This is a genomic window from Cryobacterium sp. MDB1-18-1, from assembly GCF_004402735.1.
GTDB lineage: Bacteria > Actinomycetota > Actinomycetes > Actinomycetales > Microbacteriaceae > Cryobacterium > Cryobacterium glucosi.
This window is the reverse complement of the sequence record NZ_SOFR01000018.1, coordinates 111,119-126,725: the sequence shown is the minus strand read 5'-3', so window position 1 is coordinate 126,725 and position 15,607 is coordinate 111,119. Positions and strand designations below refer to the sequence as shown.

The 15,607-nt window shown below is 68.9% G+C and carries 14 protein-coding genes; 3 read left to right on the top strand and 11 right to left on the bottom strand.

The window, feature by feature from the left end; genetic code table 11:
• Positions 1–71: 71 nt before the first annotated feature.
• Entirely contained in the window at positions 72–683 is a 612-nt protein-coding gene (locus E3O50_RS04905) for a LysE/ArgO family amino acid transporter (protein WP_134558445.1), read from the bottom strand.
• A 72-nt stretch (positions 684–755) separates the two neighbouring features.
• Between E3O50_RS04905 and E3O50_RS04900 the strand changes: the two genes are divergently transcribed.
• The gene (locus tag E3O50_RS04900; protein WP_174774582.1) at positions 756–1,628 is read left to right on the top strand and encodes a LysR family transcriptional regulator ArgP; all 873 of its coding nucleotides are present in this window, start codon (positions 756–758) and stop codon (positions 1,626–1,628) included.
• A 40-nt stretch (positions 1,629–1,668) separates the two neighbouring features.
• Here E3O50_RS04900 and E3O50_RS04895 read toward each other — a convergent pair whose 3' ends face one another.
• Positions 1,669–2,274 carry a PadR family transcriptional regulator gene (locus E3O50_RS04895; RefSeq protein WP_134558443.1) on the bottom strand — a complete coding sequence of 202 codons (606 nt, stop codon included), beginning with the start codon at positions 2,272–2,274 and terminating at the stop codon, positions 1,669–1,671.
• A 154-nt stretch (positions 2,275–2,428) separates the two neighbouring features.
• Here E3O50_RS04895 and E3O50_RS04890 point away from each other — a divergent pair, with 154 nt between their 5' ends.
• A complete protein-coding gene (locus E3O50_RS04890; protein WP_134558484.1) occupies positions 2,429–3,817 on the top strand; it encodes a glutamate decarboxylase in 1,389 nt (462 codons plus the stop codon).
• A 95-nt stretch (positions 3,818–3,912) separates the two neighbouring features.
• Positions 3,913–4,209: an antibiotic biosynthesis monooxygenase gene (locus E3O50_RS04885; protein WP_134446454.1), complete on the top strand. Its 297-nt coding sequence runs from the start codon at positions 3,913–3,915 to the stop codon at positions 4,207–4,209.
• Positions 4,210–4,224: 15 nt separating this feature from the next.
• Here the strand turns inward: E3O50_RS04885 and E3O50_RS04880 are convergent, their stop codons facing one another.
• From E3O50_RS04880 to E3O50_RS04840, 9 genes are read right to left on the bottom strand one after another with little or no spacing between them, the layout of a single operon-like run.
• Positions 4,225–6,222 (bottom strand): APC family permease, encoded by a 1,998-nt coding sequence (locus E3O50_RS04880; protein ID WP_134558442.1) that lies wholly within the window; start codon positions 6,220–6,222, stop codon positions 4,225–4,227.
• 2 nt (positions 6,223–6,224) lie between these two features.
• Entirely contained in the window at positions 6,225–7,400 is a 1,176-nt protein-coding gene (locus E3O50_RS04875) for an XdhC/CoxI family protein (protein WP_134558441.1), read from the bottom strand.
• Positions 7,401–7,409: 9 nt separating this feature from the next.
• Positions 7,410–8,195, bottom strand: a complete 786-nt coding sequence (locus E3O50_RS04870; RefSeq protein WP_134558440.1) for an SRPBCC family protein — start codon at positions 8,193–8,195, stop codon at positions 7,410–7,412.
• Positions 8,185–9,507 (bottom strand): VWA domain-containing protein, encoded by a 1,323-nt coding sequence (locus E3O50_RS04865; RefSeq protein ID WP_241975259.1) that lies wholly within the window; start codon positions 9,505–9,507, stop codon positions 8,185–8,187. Before E3O50_RS04865 ends, E3O50_RS04870 begins: the two co-directional genes overlap by 11 nt.
• Position 9,508: 1 nt before the next feature.
• A complete protein-coding gene (locus tag E3O50_RS04860; protein ID WP_134558439.1) occupies positions 9,509–10,447 on the bottom strand; it encodes a MoxR family ATPase in 939 nt (312 codons plus the stop codon).
• Between the two features lie 2 nt (positions 10,448–10,449).
• Positions 10,450–11,451 carry an XdhC family protein gene (locus E3O50_RS04855; RefSeq protein WP_134446458.1) on the bottom strand — a complete coding sequence of 334 codons (1,002 nt, stop codon included), beginning with the start codon at positions 11,449–11,451 and terminating at the stop codon, positions 10,450–10,452.
• Between the two features lie 11 nt (positions 11,452–11,462).
• Positions 11,463–13,856 (bottom strand): aerobic carbon-monoxide dehydrogenase large subunit, encoded by a 2,394-nt coding sequence (locus E3O50_RS04850; RefSeq protein WP_134446459.1) that lies wholly within the window; start codon positions 13,854–13,856, stop codon positions 11,463–11,465.
• Positions 13,853–14,458, bottom strand: coding sequence for a (2Fe-2S)-binding protein (locus E3O50_RS04845; RefSeq protein WP_134446460.1), 606 nt, complete (start codon positions 14,456–14,458; stop codon positions 13,853–13,855). The genes E3O50_RS04850 and E3O50_RS04845 overlap by 4 nt, the downstream gene beginning before the upstream one ends.
• A 4-nt stretch (positions 14,459–14,462) precedes the next feature.
• Positions 14,463–15,371, bottom strand: coding sequence for a xanthine dehydrogenase family protein subunit M (locus tag E3O50_RS04840; protein ID WP_134558438.1), 909 nt, complete (start codon positions 15,369–15,371; stop codon positions 14,463–14,465).
• Positions 15,372–15,607 lie beyond the last annotated feature (236 nt).

The following is a 15,607-nucleotide window of genomic DNA, read 5'->3' as shown; positions in this document are numbered from 1 at the left end:
GTTCGGTTCCTATCGGTTGCCTTGGGGCCCGATGTGAAGCCGATGAGGCCCGGTACACTCCGATCCGGGACTCAGGTTCCGATCCCGAGCAGCAGGCTCACCGCGATCACGGTCATGATCACCGCGATTCCGATGTCGAGAATCCGCCACGACACCGGCCGGCCGAAGACCGGGCGCAGCAGCCGGGCGCCGAAACCGAGCGCTGTGAACCAGATGACACTGCCGAGCACCGCCCCGAGACCGAAGTACCAGCGTTCGTCGCCGTGGGCGGCGGCGACGGAGCCAAGGAAGACAACGGTGTCGAGGTAGACGTGCGGGTTGAGCCAGGTGAGCGCCGCGGTCGTCGCGAGGACCTGGGTGAGGCTCGCGGCAGTGCCGACGACCGAGGTGTCGAGCGGCCGAGGGAGAACGGCCCGACGTGCGGCGAGCGCCGCGTAGCCGAGCAGGAATGCGGCACCGACGATGCGGACCACGACGAGCAACCACGGCACCGTGCGGATCAGCGCCCCGAATCCGGCGACACCGACCAGGATCAGGACCGCGTCGGAGGCTGCGCAGACGATCACCACGGCGAGCACATGTTCCCGGCGCAGTCCCTGCCGCAGCACGTAGGCGTTCTGGGCGCCGATCGCAACGATGAGGGACAGGCCGAAGCCGAGGCCGGCGAGGGTGGTGAGGATCATTCTCCGACCGTACCTCGGCGGCGAAGGATGAGTACAACGAAACTTTCTTAGCAGGCATTAGTCTGGCTAATCATGACGATTGACAATGCGCAGCTCAGGGCCCTCGCGGCGACGATCGATTGTGGCTCCTTCGACCTCGCCGCCGCGACCCTGCACATCACGCCGTCCGCGGTCAGCCAGCGGATCAAGGCCCTCGAGACCTCCGCGGGCCGGGTGCTGGTGCGGCGGACGAAACCGACAGAGATCACGGATGCCGGCCTGCCGTACCTGAGGCTGGCCCGGCAGATCGACGCTCTCGTCCAGGACGTCGTCTCCGGGTCGGAGTCGGAAGCGCGCGCGGGCGTTCCGCTCGCCGTCAACAGCGACTCGCTCGCGACCTGGGTGCTTCCGGCACTCGCCGGCCTGCCCGACTCGATCACCTTCGACGTACGCCGTGAGGACGAGGATCACTCGGCCGAACTGCTGCGCGCGGGAACGGTGATGGCCGCGATCACGACCGACGCGCGTCCGGTGCACGGTTGCTCCGTCACCCGGCTCGGCAGCATGCGTTACCGGCCGATGGCGCACCCGCGCTTCGCCGCTCGATGGTTCGCCGCGGGGCCCACAGCGGATGCGCTGTCCCGCGCGCCCATGGTCGTGTTCGACGCCAAGGACGACCTGCAGGACCGCTTCCTCCGGGGGCGGAGCCGTCGGCCGCTCACGCCTCCCCGGCACTCGATCCCGGGGTCCGCGGACTTCGCGGAGGCCGTCCGCCTCGGGCTGGGCTGGGGCATGGTGCCCAACCAGCAGATCCTCAGCGGCGAGGCCGACGGTGTGCTCGTCGATCTCGCGCCGGGCCGGCACATCGATGTGGTGCTCTACTGGCAGCAGTGGACGCTGCACACGCCCGTCCTCGCGACGATTTACGAGGCGATCCGGGCCGCGGCCGCGGAGCACCTCGACTGAACCCTGTCGCCACCAACCACTGCCGGCAGGGACCTTGCCGTCAGTCGGCGAGGATTCCGTAGAGGGAACGTCGGAGGTCGTCGATCTGGGTGACGGCCTTCGCGCGCTGCTCCGGGGTCGCGGCGAAGCGGAGTTGGTGGATGACGCCCATGAGCTTGGCGACGCTCTCGTGGAGATTCGCTTCGGCTTCGACGCGTGCCGTCGAACTGTCCCAGACGCGGGCAAGGGCGTCCGCGTTCTCGGTGACGTAGGCGCGGCCGGGCTCGCTGAGCTGGAATTCGGTGCCGGTGCCGTCACCGGTCGGGGCGATGAGGCCCTCGTCGACGAGCTGCTGCAGCGTCGGGTACACCGATCCGGGGCTCGGGCGCCATGTGCCTCCCGAGCGCTCGGTGATCTCCTTGATCAGTCCGTAGCCGTTGAAGGGCGCTTCGGAGAGCAGCGAGAGGATGGCGAGGCGGACATCCCCCTTGAGCTTGCGCTGGGCACCCGGCGGCATGAAGCCGCGCGGGCCGAAGCCGCCGAAGCCCGGGCCGAAACCCGGGCCGAAACCGGCTCCGAAACCGGGCCCGGCGCCCCGGCCGAAGCCGCGGCGCTCGTGCCGGTCGCCGGAGTCGTGGGTATGGGGTTCGCGAAAATCGTTGTGCATGGTGGTGTCCAATCGGGAAGCGGGTGGTCGACGGTCGAGAGGATCGGCGATGGCTTAAAGATATATCGGTGAATAGTCCTGAGCAATGACTCTCAGTGAATACGCAGCCGGGAGGTCGAGCGTGATGCGCGGTGAGTGCGGCAGCATGGACCACATGCAGGCCGACCCAGAGTTCAATCCGGAGTTCTTCGAGATCAACCCACTCTTCTCTCGCCCGGGGGAGGACAGCGTTGCGCCGCGGTACGTCCTCGGCGCGGGCCCGATGGAACCGGAGACGGCATACCAGATCATCCACGACGAGATCATGCTCGATGGAAACGCCCGGCTGAACCTCGCCACGTTCGTCGGAACCTGGATGGACGAGCACGCCGGGCGGCTCTACGCGGAGTCCTTCGACAAGAACATCGTCGACAAGGACGAATATCCGCAGACCGCCGCGATCGAGGAGTATTGCTGGCGGATGATCGCCGGCCTCTGGCACGCGCCCGAGCCGATGGAGACCATCGGCACGTCGACGATCGGCTCCTCGGAGGCCTGCATGCTCGGCGGACTCGCCCTGAAACGCCGCTGGCAGCAGGCCAGGCGAGCGGCCGGGAAGCCGACCGCGCAGCCGAACCTCGTGATGAGTTCCGCGGTACAGGTGTGCTGGGAGAAATTCTGCAACTACTGGGACGTCGAGCCTCGATTCGTGCCCATCAGCGAAGAGCATCCGAGCCTGGACGGGCACGACCTGGCGAGCTACGTCGACGAAAATACCATCGGCGTCGTGGCGATCATGGGTGTGACGTACACCGGGGTCTATGAGCCGGTCGCGGCGATCAGCGCCGCCCTCGACGAGATCGAGGCGCGAACCGGAGTGTCCGTTCCCATCCATGTTGACGCGGCCTCCGGCGGGATGATCGCACCCTTCCTGCAGCCGGAGCTCGAGTGGGACTTCCGATTGGTACGGGTGCACTCGATCAACACCTCCGCGCACAAGTACGGCCTTGTCTACCCGGGACTGGGCTGGATCGTCTGGCGGTCGAAGGATTCACTGCCAGAGGACCTGGTCTTCCATGTCAGCTACCTCGGCGGGAGCATGCCCACGTTCGCGCTCAACTTCTCGCGTCCCGGCGCGCAGGTGCTCCTGCAGTACTACCTCTTCCTTCGGCTCGGATTCGACGGCTACCGTGCCGTGCAGCAGTCCGCCCAGGACGTTGCGCGGTACCTCGCGCGCGGCATCGAGAAGATCGGTGCCTTCACACTGTGGAATGACGGGTCGGACATCCCGGTCTTCGCCTGGCGCCTCACCCCCGGCCACACCCGGAACTGGAACCTCTTCCACCTGTCGGACCGGCTGCGCTCCCACGGCTGGCTCGTTCCCGCGTACTGGATGCCCGACAACCTGTCCGAGATGACCGTCCAGCGGATCGTCGTACGGAATGGGCTCAGCATGGACCTCGCTGCGCGCCTGCTCACAGTGATCGAGGAGGAGACGGCGTATCTCGACCGGCTCGAAGGTCCGATGCCCGTCGAGGGGCAGCATCCGGGCTTCACACACTGACTCCTGACGGGTGCCCCCTTGCCGGTTCGGGCGTCTCTTCCTATGCTCACGACGGGACCGCCGCCCAGGCGGGCCGACGTACAGAGGAGAATGCGATGACGCTCAAATACGGTGTGCTGGCTGTCGTTGAGGCCCGGGCCGGGCAGGAACAGGCCGTCGCGGATTTCCTCGCCGGTGCACAGGCACTGGCGGCCGCCGAGCCGGGCACCCGGACCTGGTACGCCTTCCGGGTCAATGACGATACGTTCGGCATCTTCGATACCTTCGACACCGAGGAGGATCGCCAGGCACACCTCACGGGGGCCATCCCGGCAGCGCTCGCCGAACATGGTCCGACCCTGCTCGTGAGGGACCCCGACATCAGCCTGATCGACATCCTCGCCGCCACCTAGTCGACGGCGAACCCCTCAGCCGCCGCCGACGTGGGTGCCCGGACGGCGGAGCGGGTCGGGTTCGACCTCGCGCATGATCTCCCGCACGACGGGGGCGGTGTCGCCCTGGCCGAGCAGGAGGTAGCGCATCAGATGGAAGAGCGGGTTCCCCTCCGACCATTCGAAGTAGACGTGCGGGCGTACCCCGGAGGCATCCCGCAGGGCGAGCAGGATCGCAGCGATGGCGTTCGGCGCCGCCGGGCTCTGCGCGCGCAGCACCCGGTAGCCTTCGATCTCAACTCCCCGGACGTGCACGATCTTGCTGAAGCCGGAGGGGTCGATGACCTCGATCTCGAGGAAGAGCACGTCCGCGGTTCCGGGAACCGGATTCATCCCACGCTGGTCGGCCTCCTTCGCCGCGTACTCGGCGCGGTCGCCGCTCTGGGGCTTGTTCGCGATGATGTTCAGGGCGCCGTCATAGACGAGGGAATCGGCGACGAACTGCCGGGCCATCCCGTCGAATTCGACGCTGTCCACCCGGAGCTCGGTCGTCCGTGTCACGCGTGAGATCAGGGACACGGCGATGATCGCCGCGATGAAGAACACTGAAATCGTGATCCCGTCCGGTTTCTCGACGATGTTCGCGCCGAGGGCGTAGAGGAGCGCGAGCGACAGGACACTGAAGCCGATGCTCGCGCGGCGTTGCCTGCGGCGGACGGCAGAGATGGTCACGGCGACGGCGCCGGACACCATCATGGCGAGGATCCCGGTCGCGTACGCGCCGGCCTGCGCGTTCACATCCGCCCGGAAACCGATCGTGATCAACACACTCACCCCGGTGTACACGAGTACGACCGGGCGGATGGCGCGGCTCCAGTCCGGCGCCATTCCGTACGACGGCAGATACCGCGGCACGATATTGATCAGTCCGGCCATCGCGGACGCACCCGCGAACCAGAGGATCAGGATGCTGCTCACGTCATAGACGGTCCCGAAGACCTCGCCGACGCGCTCGTGGGCGAGGAAGGCGAGCGCGCGCCCGCTCGCCGCGCCGCCCGCCTCGAACTCGGCCGGTGGGATGAGCACGGTCGTCACGAAGCTGCTCGAGAGCAGGTAGATGCTCATGATGAGGGCCGCGGTCGTGAGGAGCCTGCGGGTGTTGCGGATCCGCGAGGCGAGTCGTTCCTCGGGGCTCCTGCCGTCCGCGGCGACGAGCGGCATCATGCTGACCCCGGTCTCGAAACCCGAGAGACCGAGGACGAGGAGCGGGAACGCGATCACGGCGGGCCCGAGGATATCGCCGAAACCGCTTCCCCGTGCGGTGAGTGCGTCCGTCCAGTTCGCGATCACCCCGGGTTCGGTGAAGGCGTCGTGGAGTCCGACGCCGATCACGACTCCATTGAGCAGCAGATACACCGCGACGAGGGGAATGGCGACGGAGACGGCCTCGCTGAAACCGAGCAGGAAGACTCCGCCGAGGATGAGCAGCAGCACGACCGTGATCGGCACGGCCTGGCCCGCGAGGAAGCTCGGCGCAAACGGGTTCTCAAGGATGTGCACCGTCGCATCCGCCGAGGACAGCGTGATCGTGATGATCCAGCTGGTCGCGACGAAGCCGAGCAGGATGAGCACGAATATCTTGCCGCGCCAGAACGGCAGCAGCCGCTCGAGCATCGCGACGGACCCTTGCCCGTGCGGGCTCTCCTTCGCGACGCGGCGATACATCGGCAGCATGCCGAGGAGGGTGAGCGCGACGATGAGCAGGGTCGCAACGGGTGAGAGCGCGCCGGCGGCGAGCGCTGCGATACCGGGCAGGTAGGAGAGGGTCGAGAAGTAGTCGACGCCGGTGAGGCACATCACCTGCCACCAGGGGTGGGTGGATGCCGTCCCCTCTGCGCTCTCGAGACCCACCGGTTGCACCCGGTTGGCCAGGAGCCACCGGCCCAGGGGCCCATATGCTGCCTTCGTGCGGATCGGACTCGGAACGCTCGCGGGGATCTCGGGACGAACTGCACGGCCCGGAGTCTGGTCCATGGTCACACGAGCTTTCGGGCGTCATCCTCGTCGCGCACGTCGACGATGTCGTGGGCGGCCAGGTCGTGGTGGATCGGTGTCCGGCGGTCGCCGAGCGGTTCACCGGTGCCACCCCACATTCCGGAGATGACCTCGGCCATGATCGAGACCGCGGTCTCCTCCGGCGTGCGGGCGCCGAGATCGAGGCCGATCGGGCTGTGCAGCCGCGCCAGTGCGACCTCGGGCACGGCTGCCGCGCGCAGCCGGTCCAGGCGGTCGTCGTGGGTGCGCAGGGAACCCATGGCGCCGACATAGGCGAGGTTGTCGTCGGAGAGGGCCAGCTCGAGGAGAGGGACGTCGAACTTCGGATCGTGGGTGAGCACGCAGACGACGGTGCGCGCGTCGAGGAGGCCGGCGGCATTCTGCTCGGCGAAGTAGCGGTGCGGCCAGGCCACGACGACCTCGTCGGCTCCGGGGAACCGTGCAGGAGTCGCGAACACGGCGCGGGCATCGCACACGGTGACCCGGTACCCGAGGAAGTCGGCCAGCCGGGTCAGGGCCGCGGCGAAGTCGACAGCGCCGAACACGAGCATCCGTGGCCGCGGGGCGAAGCTCGTGACGAAGACGCGTAGTTCAGCGCCGTCGCGTTCTCCGTCCGGCCCGTAGCCGATCGTCGAGGTGCGTCCCGCCGCCAGGAGGCCGCGGGCATCGTCGCCCACGACGTGGGTGAGCCGTTCGGAACCGAGGTCTCCGGTCACCCCGTCGCCGCGCACGATGAGGTGACGGCCGAGGATGCGGGGGTCGGGGTGCTCGATGACGGTCACGATACCGACCGGAACGGACGTCGCGAGGTCGCGCAGGACTGTGTCGAGCTCCGCGAAGGTCTCGCGGGAGACCGGTTCGACGAAGACGTCGAGGATGCCGCCGCAGGTCAGGCCGACCGCGAAGGCGTCGTCGTCGCTGATGCCGTAGCGCACGAGGGCCGGCCGTCCGGTGCAGATCACCTCCTGCGCGAGTTCGTAGACGGCGCCCTCGACGCAGCCTCCCGATACCGAGCCGACGACGGCGCCGTCGCTCGTGACGAGCATCGATGCTCCTGCGGGCCGGGGCGCGGAGTGGAACGTGCGTACGACCGTGGCGAGCGCCGCCGTCCGCCCGCGTTCCCAGGCGGGAACCAGTTCTTCGATGACGTCACGCATTGCGGAGTCTCACGGTCGGCGCCCCTGGCGGATGTCTGCGGCCGAGCGGGCTGCACCGTGCCGGCCGAGCCGGTAGCCGACGAAGCCGACGACGGCGAGCAGGCCGAGGAGCGTGGCCGGGTTGCTGAGGCGCTCCATGATCATCGCCCTGGCGAAGCTGAAGGCGTCGAGGCTCGATCCGGCGGCCGGAGGCGGCGGAGTCCTGGGAACCGGCCGGGCGGGAACATCCGCCGGGTGCACGATGCCGATCGGTGCCGTCGCGCCCGGCTCGGCGTTCACGGGCACGGTGTTCGCAGGCACAGTGTTTGCCGGCACTGCGTTCGCAGGCACGGTGTCCGCCGCCGCGGGGACCTCGCTCAGCATCGCCTGGAGGTTCTCGGCGAAAAGCGCCATCATCTGGTCGGTGACACTGCCGATGATGCTCTTGCCCATCACGGCGACCTTCCCGGAGAGATCGACGTCGGCGTTCACGGTGCCGTGGGTCGTCCCGTCCGCCTCGGTGAGCACGAGCGTCGCCGTGCCCTGCGCGGTGCCCTGGCCGCGCGCCTCCTGGGCGCGCCCCTCGAAGACCGCCCGGTGGGCGTCTGCATCCCGCTCGATCACGTTCATCATTCCTTTGTACTGCATTGCCACCGGTCCGAGCTTCACCTTCATGCCGACCTGATAGGCGTCGTCGGAGAGACGGTTCAGGATCTGCGCTCCCGGTACGCAACCGGCGACACGTTCGAAGTCCATCAGGGTCGCCCAGACCTCCTCGATCGGCGCGGTGACGGAAAAGGTGCTGTCAAGCTGCATGGTCATGTCCTCTGGTCGTCGGGTGGGGTCGGGTACGGGGATCGGCGCTGGATGCGGTGCCGGGACGAGTGCGGGGGTCGAGCCGTTCTGCGCGGATAAGGTCGGCGAGTTCGCCGAGCGCCGCGTAACTGTGGCCGCTCACGATGGCGTCGATGTAGGGCAGGGCGGCGTTCATCCCTCCGACGAGCGGCTGGAATCCGGGAGCGACCGTACGCGGGTTGACCCAGACGATCCGGTACGCGAGGCGGCGCAGACGGGCCATCTGGTCGGCAACGAAAGCGGGGTCGTCGAGGGCCCAACCGTCGGAGAGCACCACGATCACAGCGCCCCTGGCCAGTCCGCGCCGACCGTGGTCGTCGATGAACCGGCGGATGCTGTCGCCGAGCCGGGTGCCGCCGGCCCAGTCCGAGGAGCTCGCCGCGGCGTTCGCGAGCGCGGCGTCCGCATCCCGGACGGCGAGTTGGCGGGTCAGCCGGGTCAGCCCGGTCGAGAAGACGAAGGCCTCCGCGTGCGCGCCCGCAACGGCGCCCTGGAGCAGGGTGAGGAACACCCGGGTGTACGGTTCCATCGACGCCGACACATCGCAGAGCAGGACGAGCCTGCGCGGTTGTTCCCTGCGGCGGGAGGAGACCAGAAGGATCGGCTCCTCGCCGGTGCGGTGTGCGGCCCGGACGGTGCGCCTCAGGTCGAGCCGGGCACCCTCCGCTCGGGTCGGCCGAACCCGCCTGCTGCGCCGAAGCGGGGTCGAGAGCGAGATCCGGCGCACGAGGTTCCGAACCTGCTCTGTCTCCTCAGCGCTCAGGAGCGAAAACGAGGTGTCGTGCAGGCGGCGTTCGAGCGAGGCGAGCATCAGGATCGTCTCGCGTTCGACGGCGCCCGGATCTGAGGGCCCTGCTGCGGGAGCAGGCGTCGGAGCCCGGGTCTCTGGTCCTTCGCGCGGTTCCTGCCGCCTTGCGGCGAGGTCGTCGTGTGGCGCCGGGCGGGTCCTGGCCTCCGAGCCGATGGCCGGCGGCGCGTTCGGGTCACCGCGCTGGTCCGCCGGGTCGAGCAGGCCGTCGAAGACGGCAGAGAAGACCGCGTCGAACACCGGCAGCTGGTCTCTCGACGAGAGGAGCACGATGCGGCACGTCCAATAGAGTGCCGAGCGACGGGTCGGCGGCACCACCTGGACCGCGTCCGCGAGCCGGGCAGCCCCGTCGACCGAAACGGGCAGGCCCGCGCGGCGGAGCGCGGTGACGAACCCCGCGGCGAATGCGGCCGGTTCAACCCGCGGGGCGGCATCCGCCGGTGCGCGCTCGGTCATCTCTGCCATGTCAGCTCCCGGCCATCCAGTCGGCCCCGCGCGCGAGCGCGAGATCGAGGTCGTCCCTGTTCTTGATCAGGGACCCCCAGGTCTGGGCGACGTACTGCGGATCAAGACGGTCGGCGCCGAGAACGGCGAGCGCAGCCGCCCAGTCGATGGCCTCGGCGATGCCGGGTGGTTTGACGAGGTCGAGGGAGCGCAACCGGGTGATCGCGGTCGCGGCGTCGAGGGCGAGGCGTTCGGTACTGCCGGGCACCCGGCGGCGCACGATCTCGGCGATCCGTTCCGGGCTCGGGTAGTCGATCCAGTGGTACAGACACCGCCGGGTGAGGGCGTCGTGCAGGTCGCGGGTGCGGTTCGAAGTCAGGATCACGATCGGCGGCACCGCGGCCCTGATCGTGCCGAGCTCGGGGATCGTCACGGCGGCCTCGGCGAGGAGTTCGAGGGTGAAGGCTTCGAACTCGGCGTCCGCACGGTCGATCTCGTCGAGCAGTAGCACGGCGGGCCGGGGACCGGGGTGTTCGATGGTCTGCAGGAGGGGGCGTCGCAGCAGGTACTCCGGCCCGAAGAGCGCATCCTCGTCGATCCCTGATCCGCTGGCCTCCGCGAGCCGGATCGCGAGGAGCTGGCGCGGGTAGTTCCACTCGTAGAGGGCCTCGCCCGCGTCGATGCCCTCGTAACACTGGAGCCGGAACAGGGGCGTGTCGAGAGCCCTCGCGAGCGCCTTGGCCGCCTCGGTCTTGCCGACACCCGGTTCGCCCTCGAGCAGGATCGGCTGCGGCAGGCGTACCGCGAGGAAGAGGGCCGTAGCGAGGCCTTCGTCTGCGAGGTAGTCCTCCGCGGCGAGCGCAGCCTGCAGTGCAGGCACGTCAGGGACCAGTGCCCGGACAGCGGACGTCGCCCCGCCCCTGGCCGGGCTCGAGGGGATTCCCTCAACGCTCGGTGCCATGGTCAGTGCTCCACGGTCGAGGTGTGGACGTGGGTCTTCGTGAGGGCGAAGCGCTCTGGATCTGCGACGAAGGCCGCGCGACAGCCGGGGGAGCAGAAGTAGTGTGTTGTCCCCGCGTGCTCGTAGTGCAGGCTCGTGGGCAGGGCGGCAACCGTCATCCCGCAGACCGGATCGATGGCGCTCGGAGGCTCCAACATCGCGTCGGCCTCCCCGGGGGACACCGCGAGCGGCAGGGCCCCGGCAGCCCCGGCGAGCCCTGCCGACCGGAGCCTGAAACGTTCGGCGACGAGTTGCGCGAAGACCGACACCGCGATCTCGCCGGGGGTCCGGCCGCCGAGGTCGAGTCCCGCAGGGTTGAACACCCTGGCGCGTTGCTCGGCGTCGACGTTGAGGGAGGCGAGCACTGCGGCGCCCCGGGTGGGGCTCGCGACGAGCGCGACATAGGGCACCCCCACGCGGAGGGCTGCCTCGAGGGCGGGTTCCTCTTCCCGGCCGTGGGACGCGACGATGAGTGCGGCGTCGTCCCGGCGCGGTGACGTGGCCGTGCCGGGGGCGCCGATCGTCTCGGTGAGCTCGACGTCGAAGCCGAGGTCGACCCCGATCGTGGCGAGGGCCCGCGCGACCGGTGTCGCGCCGACGACGATGACCCGCGGTGCCGGATGCCACGGCTCGAGGAAGATCTCGACAGCGCCCCCGCTGAGGCACGGGTTCCGCACCTCGACAGCGCCGTCCTCCGCCACGCCGGACGGGTCCCCTGGCACGACCCGGAGCAGGACGGGCTCGCGTGCGGCGAGTTGCCTGAGCCCGTAGTACCGAACGGATGCCTCGACGCAGGCACCGCCGACGAACCCGTCGATCCGTCCGGCGGCATCCACAACGGCGGTGTCGCCGGCGTGCGCGCTCGTCGGACGCTGGGCGCGTACGACGGTGGCGCGGACGAACGGCTCGCGGCGTTCGGTGAGTTCGTGCGCCCTGCGGGCGAGGGCGTCCGGAATCGGTGGCATCGGCACGGCAATCAGATCGGCGGGCGGGGACGACCCTGGATGGCCGCCCACACCCGTGCCGGCGTGCACGGCATGTCCATGTGCGTGATCCCGAACGGGGCGAGGGCGTCGACGACCGCGTTGACGATCGCGGGGGGTGAACCGACCGTCGCGGACTCTCCGATGCCCTTCGCTCCGATCGGGTGGTGCGGCGAGGGGGTCACGGTGTACCCGGTCTCCCAGTCCGGCACCTCCATCGCCGTCGGGATGAGGTAGTCCATGAAGGAGCCGCCGAGGTTGTTGCCTGACTCGTCGAATTCGATGAACTGCATGAGCGCCATGCCGACGCCGTCGGTCAGGCCCCCGTGCACCTGCCCCTCGATGATCATCGGGTTGATCCGGGTACCGCAGTCGTCGACGGCGACGAACCGGCGCACCGTGACGTGCCCGGTGCCGGGGTCGACGTCGACGACGCAGATGTAGGCGCCGAAGGGGAAGGTCAGGTTCGGCGGGTCGTAGGTCACTTCGGCGTCGAGGTTGCCGTCGATCCCCTCCGGCAGGGCTACGGTGCCGTATGCGCCCATCGCGATCTCGGCGATGGTCTTGCCGACACTCGGGTCGCCCTTGACGAACCAGCGGCCCTTCTCCCATTCGAGGTCTTCCGGGCGGGTCTCGAGCATGGCGGCGGCGATGAACCGGGCCTTCTCGCGCACCTTGCGGGCGACGAGGGCCACGGCGGCGCCACTGACCGGGGTCGACCGGCTGCCGTAGGTGCCGAGGCCGAACGGCGTCTGGTCGGTGTCGCCGTGCACGACGTCGATGTCCTCCGGCGGGATGCCGATCTCCTCGGCGACGATCTGGGCGAAGGTCGTCTCGTGGCCCTGGCCCTGGCTCTGCACCGAGATGCGTACCACCGCCTTGCCGGTCGGGTGCACGCGCAGTTCCGCGCCGTCGTTCATGCCGAGGCCGACGATGTCCATGTGCTTGCGCGGGCCGGCACCGACCGTTTCGGTGAAGAACGAGATACCGATGCCCATCAGTTCGCCGCGGTCGCGTTTGGCTTGCTGCTCCCGGCGCAGGTCGTCGTACCCGGCCATCTTCATCGAGAGCCGCAGTGCACGCTCGTAGTCGCCGGAGTCGTACTCCCAGCCGGTCTTGTTCGGATAGGGGAACTGCTCCGGCTTGATCAGGTTCTTCAGGCGCAGTTCCGCCGGGTCCATCTCGAGCTTCGCGGCGAGGATGTCGACGAGCCGCTCCACGAGGTAGACGGCCTCTGTGACCCGGAAGGAGCACGCATATGCGACACCGCCGGGCGCCTTGTTCGTGTAGACGCCGGTTACCGAGCAGTGCGCGGCCTGGAGGTCGTAGCTTCCGGTGAAGATGTGGAAGAAGCCGGCGGGGTATTTCGTGGGCTGCGCCGTGGCGTTGAAGGCACCGTGGTCTGCGAGGACGTTGGTGCGCACGGCGAGGATCCTGCCGTCTTTCGTCGCGGCGATCTCGCCCTGCATGATGTAGTCGCGGGCGAAGGAGGTCGACATCAGGTTCTCCGAGCGGTCCTCCATCCATTTCACCGGTTTGCCGGTCACGATCGAGCCGACGACGGCGAGGATGTAGCCCGGGTAGATTCCGACCTTGTTGCCGAAGCCGCCGCCGATGTCGGGGGAGACGATCCGGATCTTGTGCTCCGGGATGCCCGCGACCATGGCGAACAGGGTCCGGTGGGCGTGCGGGGCCTGGCTCGTCTCGTAGAGTGTGAGCTTGCCGGTCACCGCGTCGAAGTCTGCGACGGCGCCGCAGGTCTCCATGGGAGCCGGGTGCGATCGCGGGTAGACGATCTCCTGGCTGACGACGACGTCTGCTGCGGCGAAGACGGCATCCGTCTCGGCCTTGTTGCCTGCCTCCCAGTCGAAGATGTGGTTGTCGGTGCGCCCTTCCATCTCGTCGCGCACGACCGGTGCGTCTGCGTCGAGCGCTTTCCTGGCGTCGACGACAGGCGGGAGCACGTCGTAGTCGACCTCGATGAGTTCGAGTGCGTCCCGGGCGGCGTAGCGGTCCTCCGCGACGACGAAGGCGACCTCCTGGCCCTGGAAGCGCACCTTGTCGGTCACGAGCACCGCCTGCACGTCGGCGGAGAGGGTCGGCGCCCACGCGAGGCCGAGGCCGAGCAGGTCGGCCCCCGTGATGACGGCGACGACGCCCGGGTGGGCGAGGGCTGCGGTCGTGTCGATCGAGACGAGCCGGGCGTGCGCGACCGGTGAGCGCAGGATCGCGCCGTGGAGCATTCCGGGCAGCGTGATGTCGTCGACGTAGTGGCCGCGGCCGCGCACGAAACGGGGGTCTTCCTTGCGTTGCAGCCGGCCGTAGCCGATCGGGCGGCCCTCGTCGTCCGCCGCCGGGTTGGGTGCGTGTTCCTGCAGGATGGTCATGCGGTCACCTCTTCCGGTTCCGTCTGCGAGGCCGGGATCGCCCTGGCCGCTTCCGCGGCGGCGGCGCCCGGTTCCGTGGTCGTGCCCGCCGAGTCGTCGAGCGCTGCGGGGTCGCCACCTGCGGCATCCGCTTCGGTCATGCCCGCCGGGTGGTCTGCTGCCCAGTGCACCGAACGGACGATCGTCGCGTAGCCGGTGCAGCGGCAGATCTGCCCCGAGATCGCCCGGCGGATCTCGGTGTCGTCTGGGTGCGGGTTCACGTCGAGGAGAGCGCGGGCGGTGAGCATCATGCCGGGGGTGCAGAACCCGCACTGCAGCCCGTGTTCCTCCATGAAGCCCTGCTGCACGGGGTCGAGGGTGCCACCGGTGGCGAGGCCTTCGACCGTCGTGATCGCATGACCATCGGCCATCGCCGCGAGCACGGTGCACGACTTCACCGGCTGCCCGTCCATGAGCACGACGCAGGTACCGCAGTTGGAGGTGTCGCAGCCCCAGTGGGTTCCGGTGAGCCTCAACACGTCGCGGATGTAGTGCACGAGCAGGACGCGCGGTTCGACCTCGTTGGTCACGTCGGTCCCGTTCACCGTCATGGTGATCTGCATGGATTCAGCCTTCCTGCGGTGTGGTGGGGTGCCCGGTCGCGCCGGCGAACTCCGCGACACGATCTGTCGCGCGGCGCAGGACGCGGCGGGTGAGCTCGTCGGCGAGGTGCCGCTTGTAGTCGACCGGTCCGCGCTGGTCGGCGACCGGGTCGGCCGCGAGTGCTGCGAGGCGGCCGGCCTCGATGAAGAGCTGCTCGCCGGGGCGTTCACCGCGGAGCAGCTCCGTGACCGCGCCGACGGTGCCGTCGAGCGCCACGGCGGTCAGGCCGACGGATGCCTCCGCGATCGTGCCGTCCTCCGCGAACGAGAGCGCGGCTCCTGCCGCGGCGACGGCCCAGTCGCCGACCCTGCGCTCGACCTTTTCGTATGCGCTTCCTGAGCGCAGCCGGATCGGGATGCGCACTTCGCAGAGCAGCTCATCCGCGGCGACCGCCGTCTCGTAGGCTCCGCGATGGAACTCGGTCATGGTCAGCATCCGCTCGCCGAGGGGACCGCGAACGATCGCCTCGGCACCGAGCACATCGCAGACGGTCGCGAGGTCCTCCGCAGGATCGGCCTGGCAGAGCGAACCTCCGATCGTGCCGCGATTGCGGACGATCGGGTCTGCGATCACTCGCTCGGCGTCGCCGACGATCGGGAAGAGCGCGGCGATCTCAGCGGACTTGAGGAGGGTCGTGTGCCGGGTGAGGGCGCCGATCCGCAACCGGTCTCCGTCCCGCAGCACGAAGTCGAGTTCGAACAGGTCGTTGATGTCGATGAGCCATTCCGGCCTGGCCAGCCGGAGCTTCATCATCGGCAACAGGCTGTGACCGCCCGCGATGATGCGGGCCTCGGGGCCGTGCCGGGACAGCAGTGCGATGGCGTCGTCGACCGTGTCGGCGCGGGCGTATTCGAATGGTGCCGGAATTTGCACGGACCCTCCCCATTGAGGCATGCCCTGCGGAATGGGGGGCACTGGATGCCACACATAGTGGCCCCGGGCCCCAGCGAAGTCAATGACCCGCCGATCGGGCATTTCCTTTCGGTTCATGGCAAAGACCTAGACAATGCACAGGCTTCGGATTAATCTGCCAGCGTCGGCACCCGTGTGTGTGCCGGCCTCCCCGGGAGACGCTGTGCATCACACGTTCTCTCCGCGGTGCTTGACAA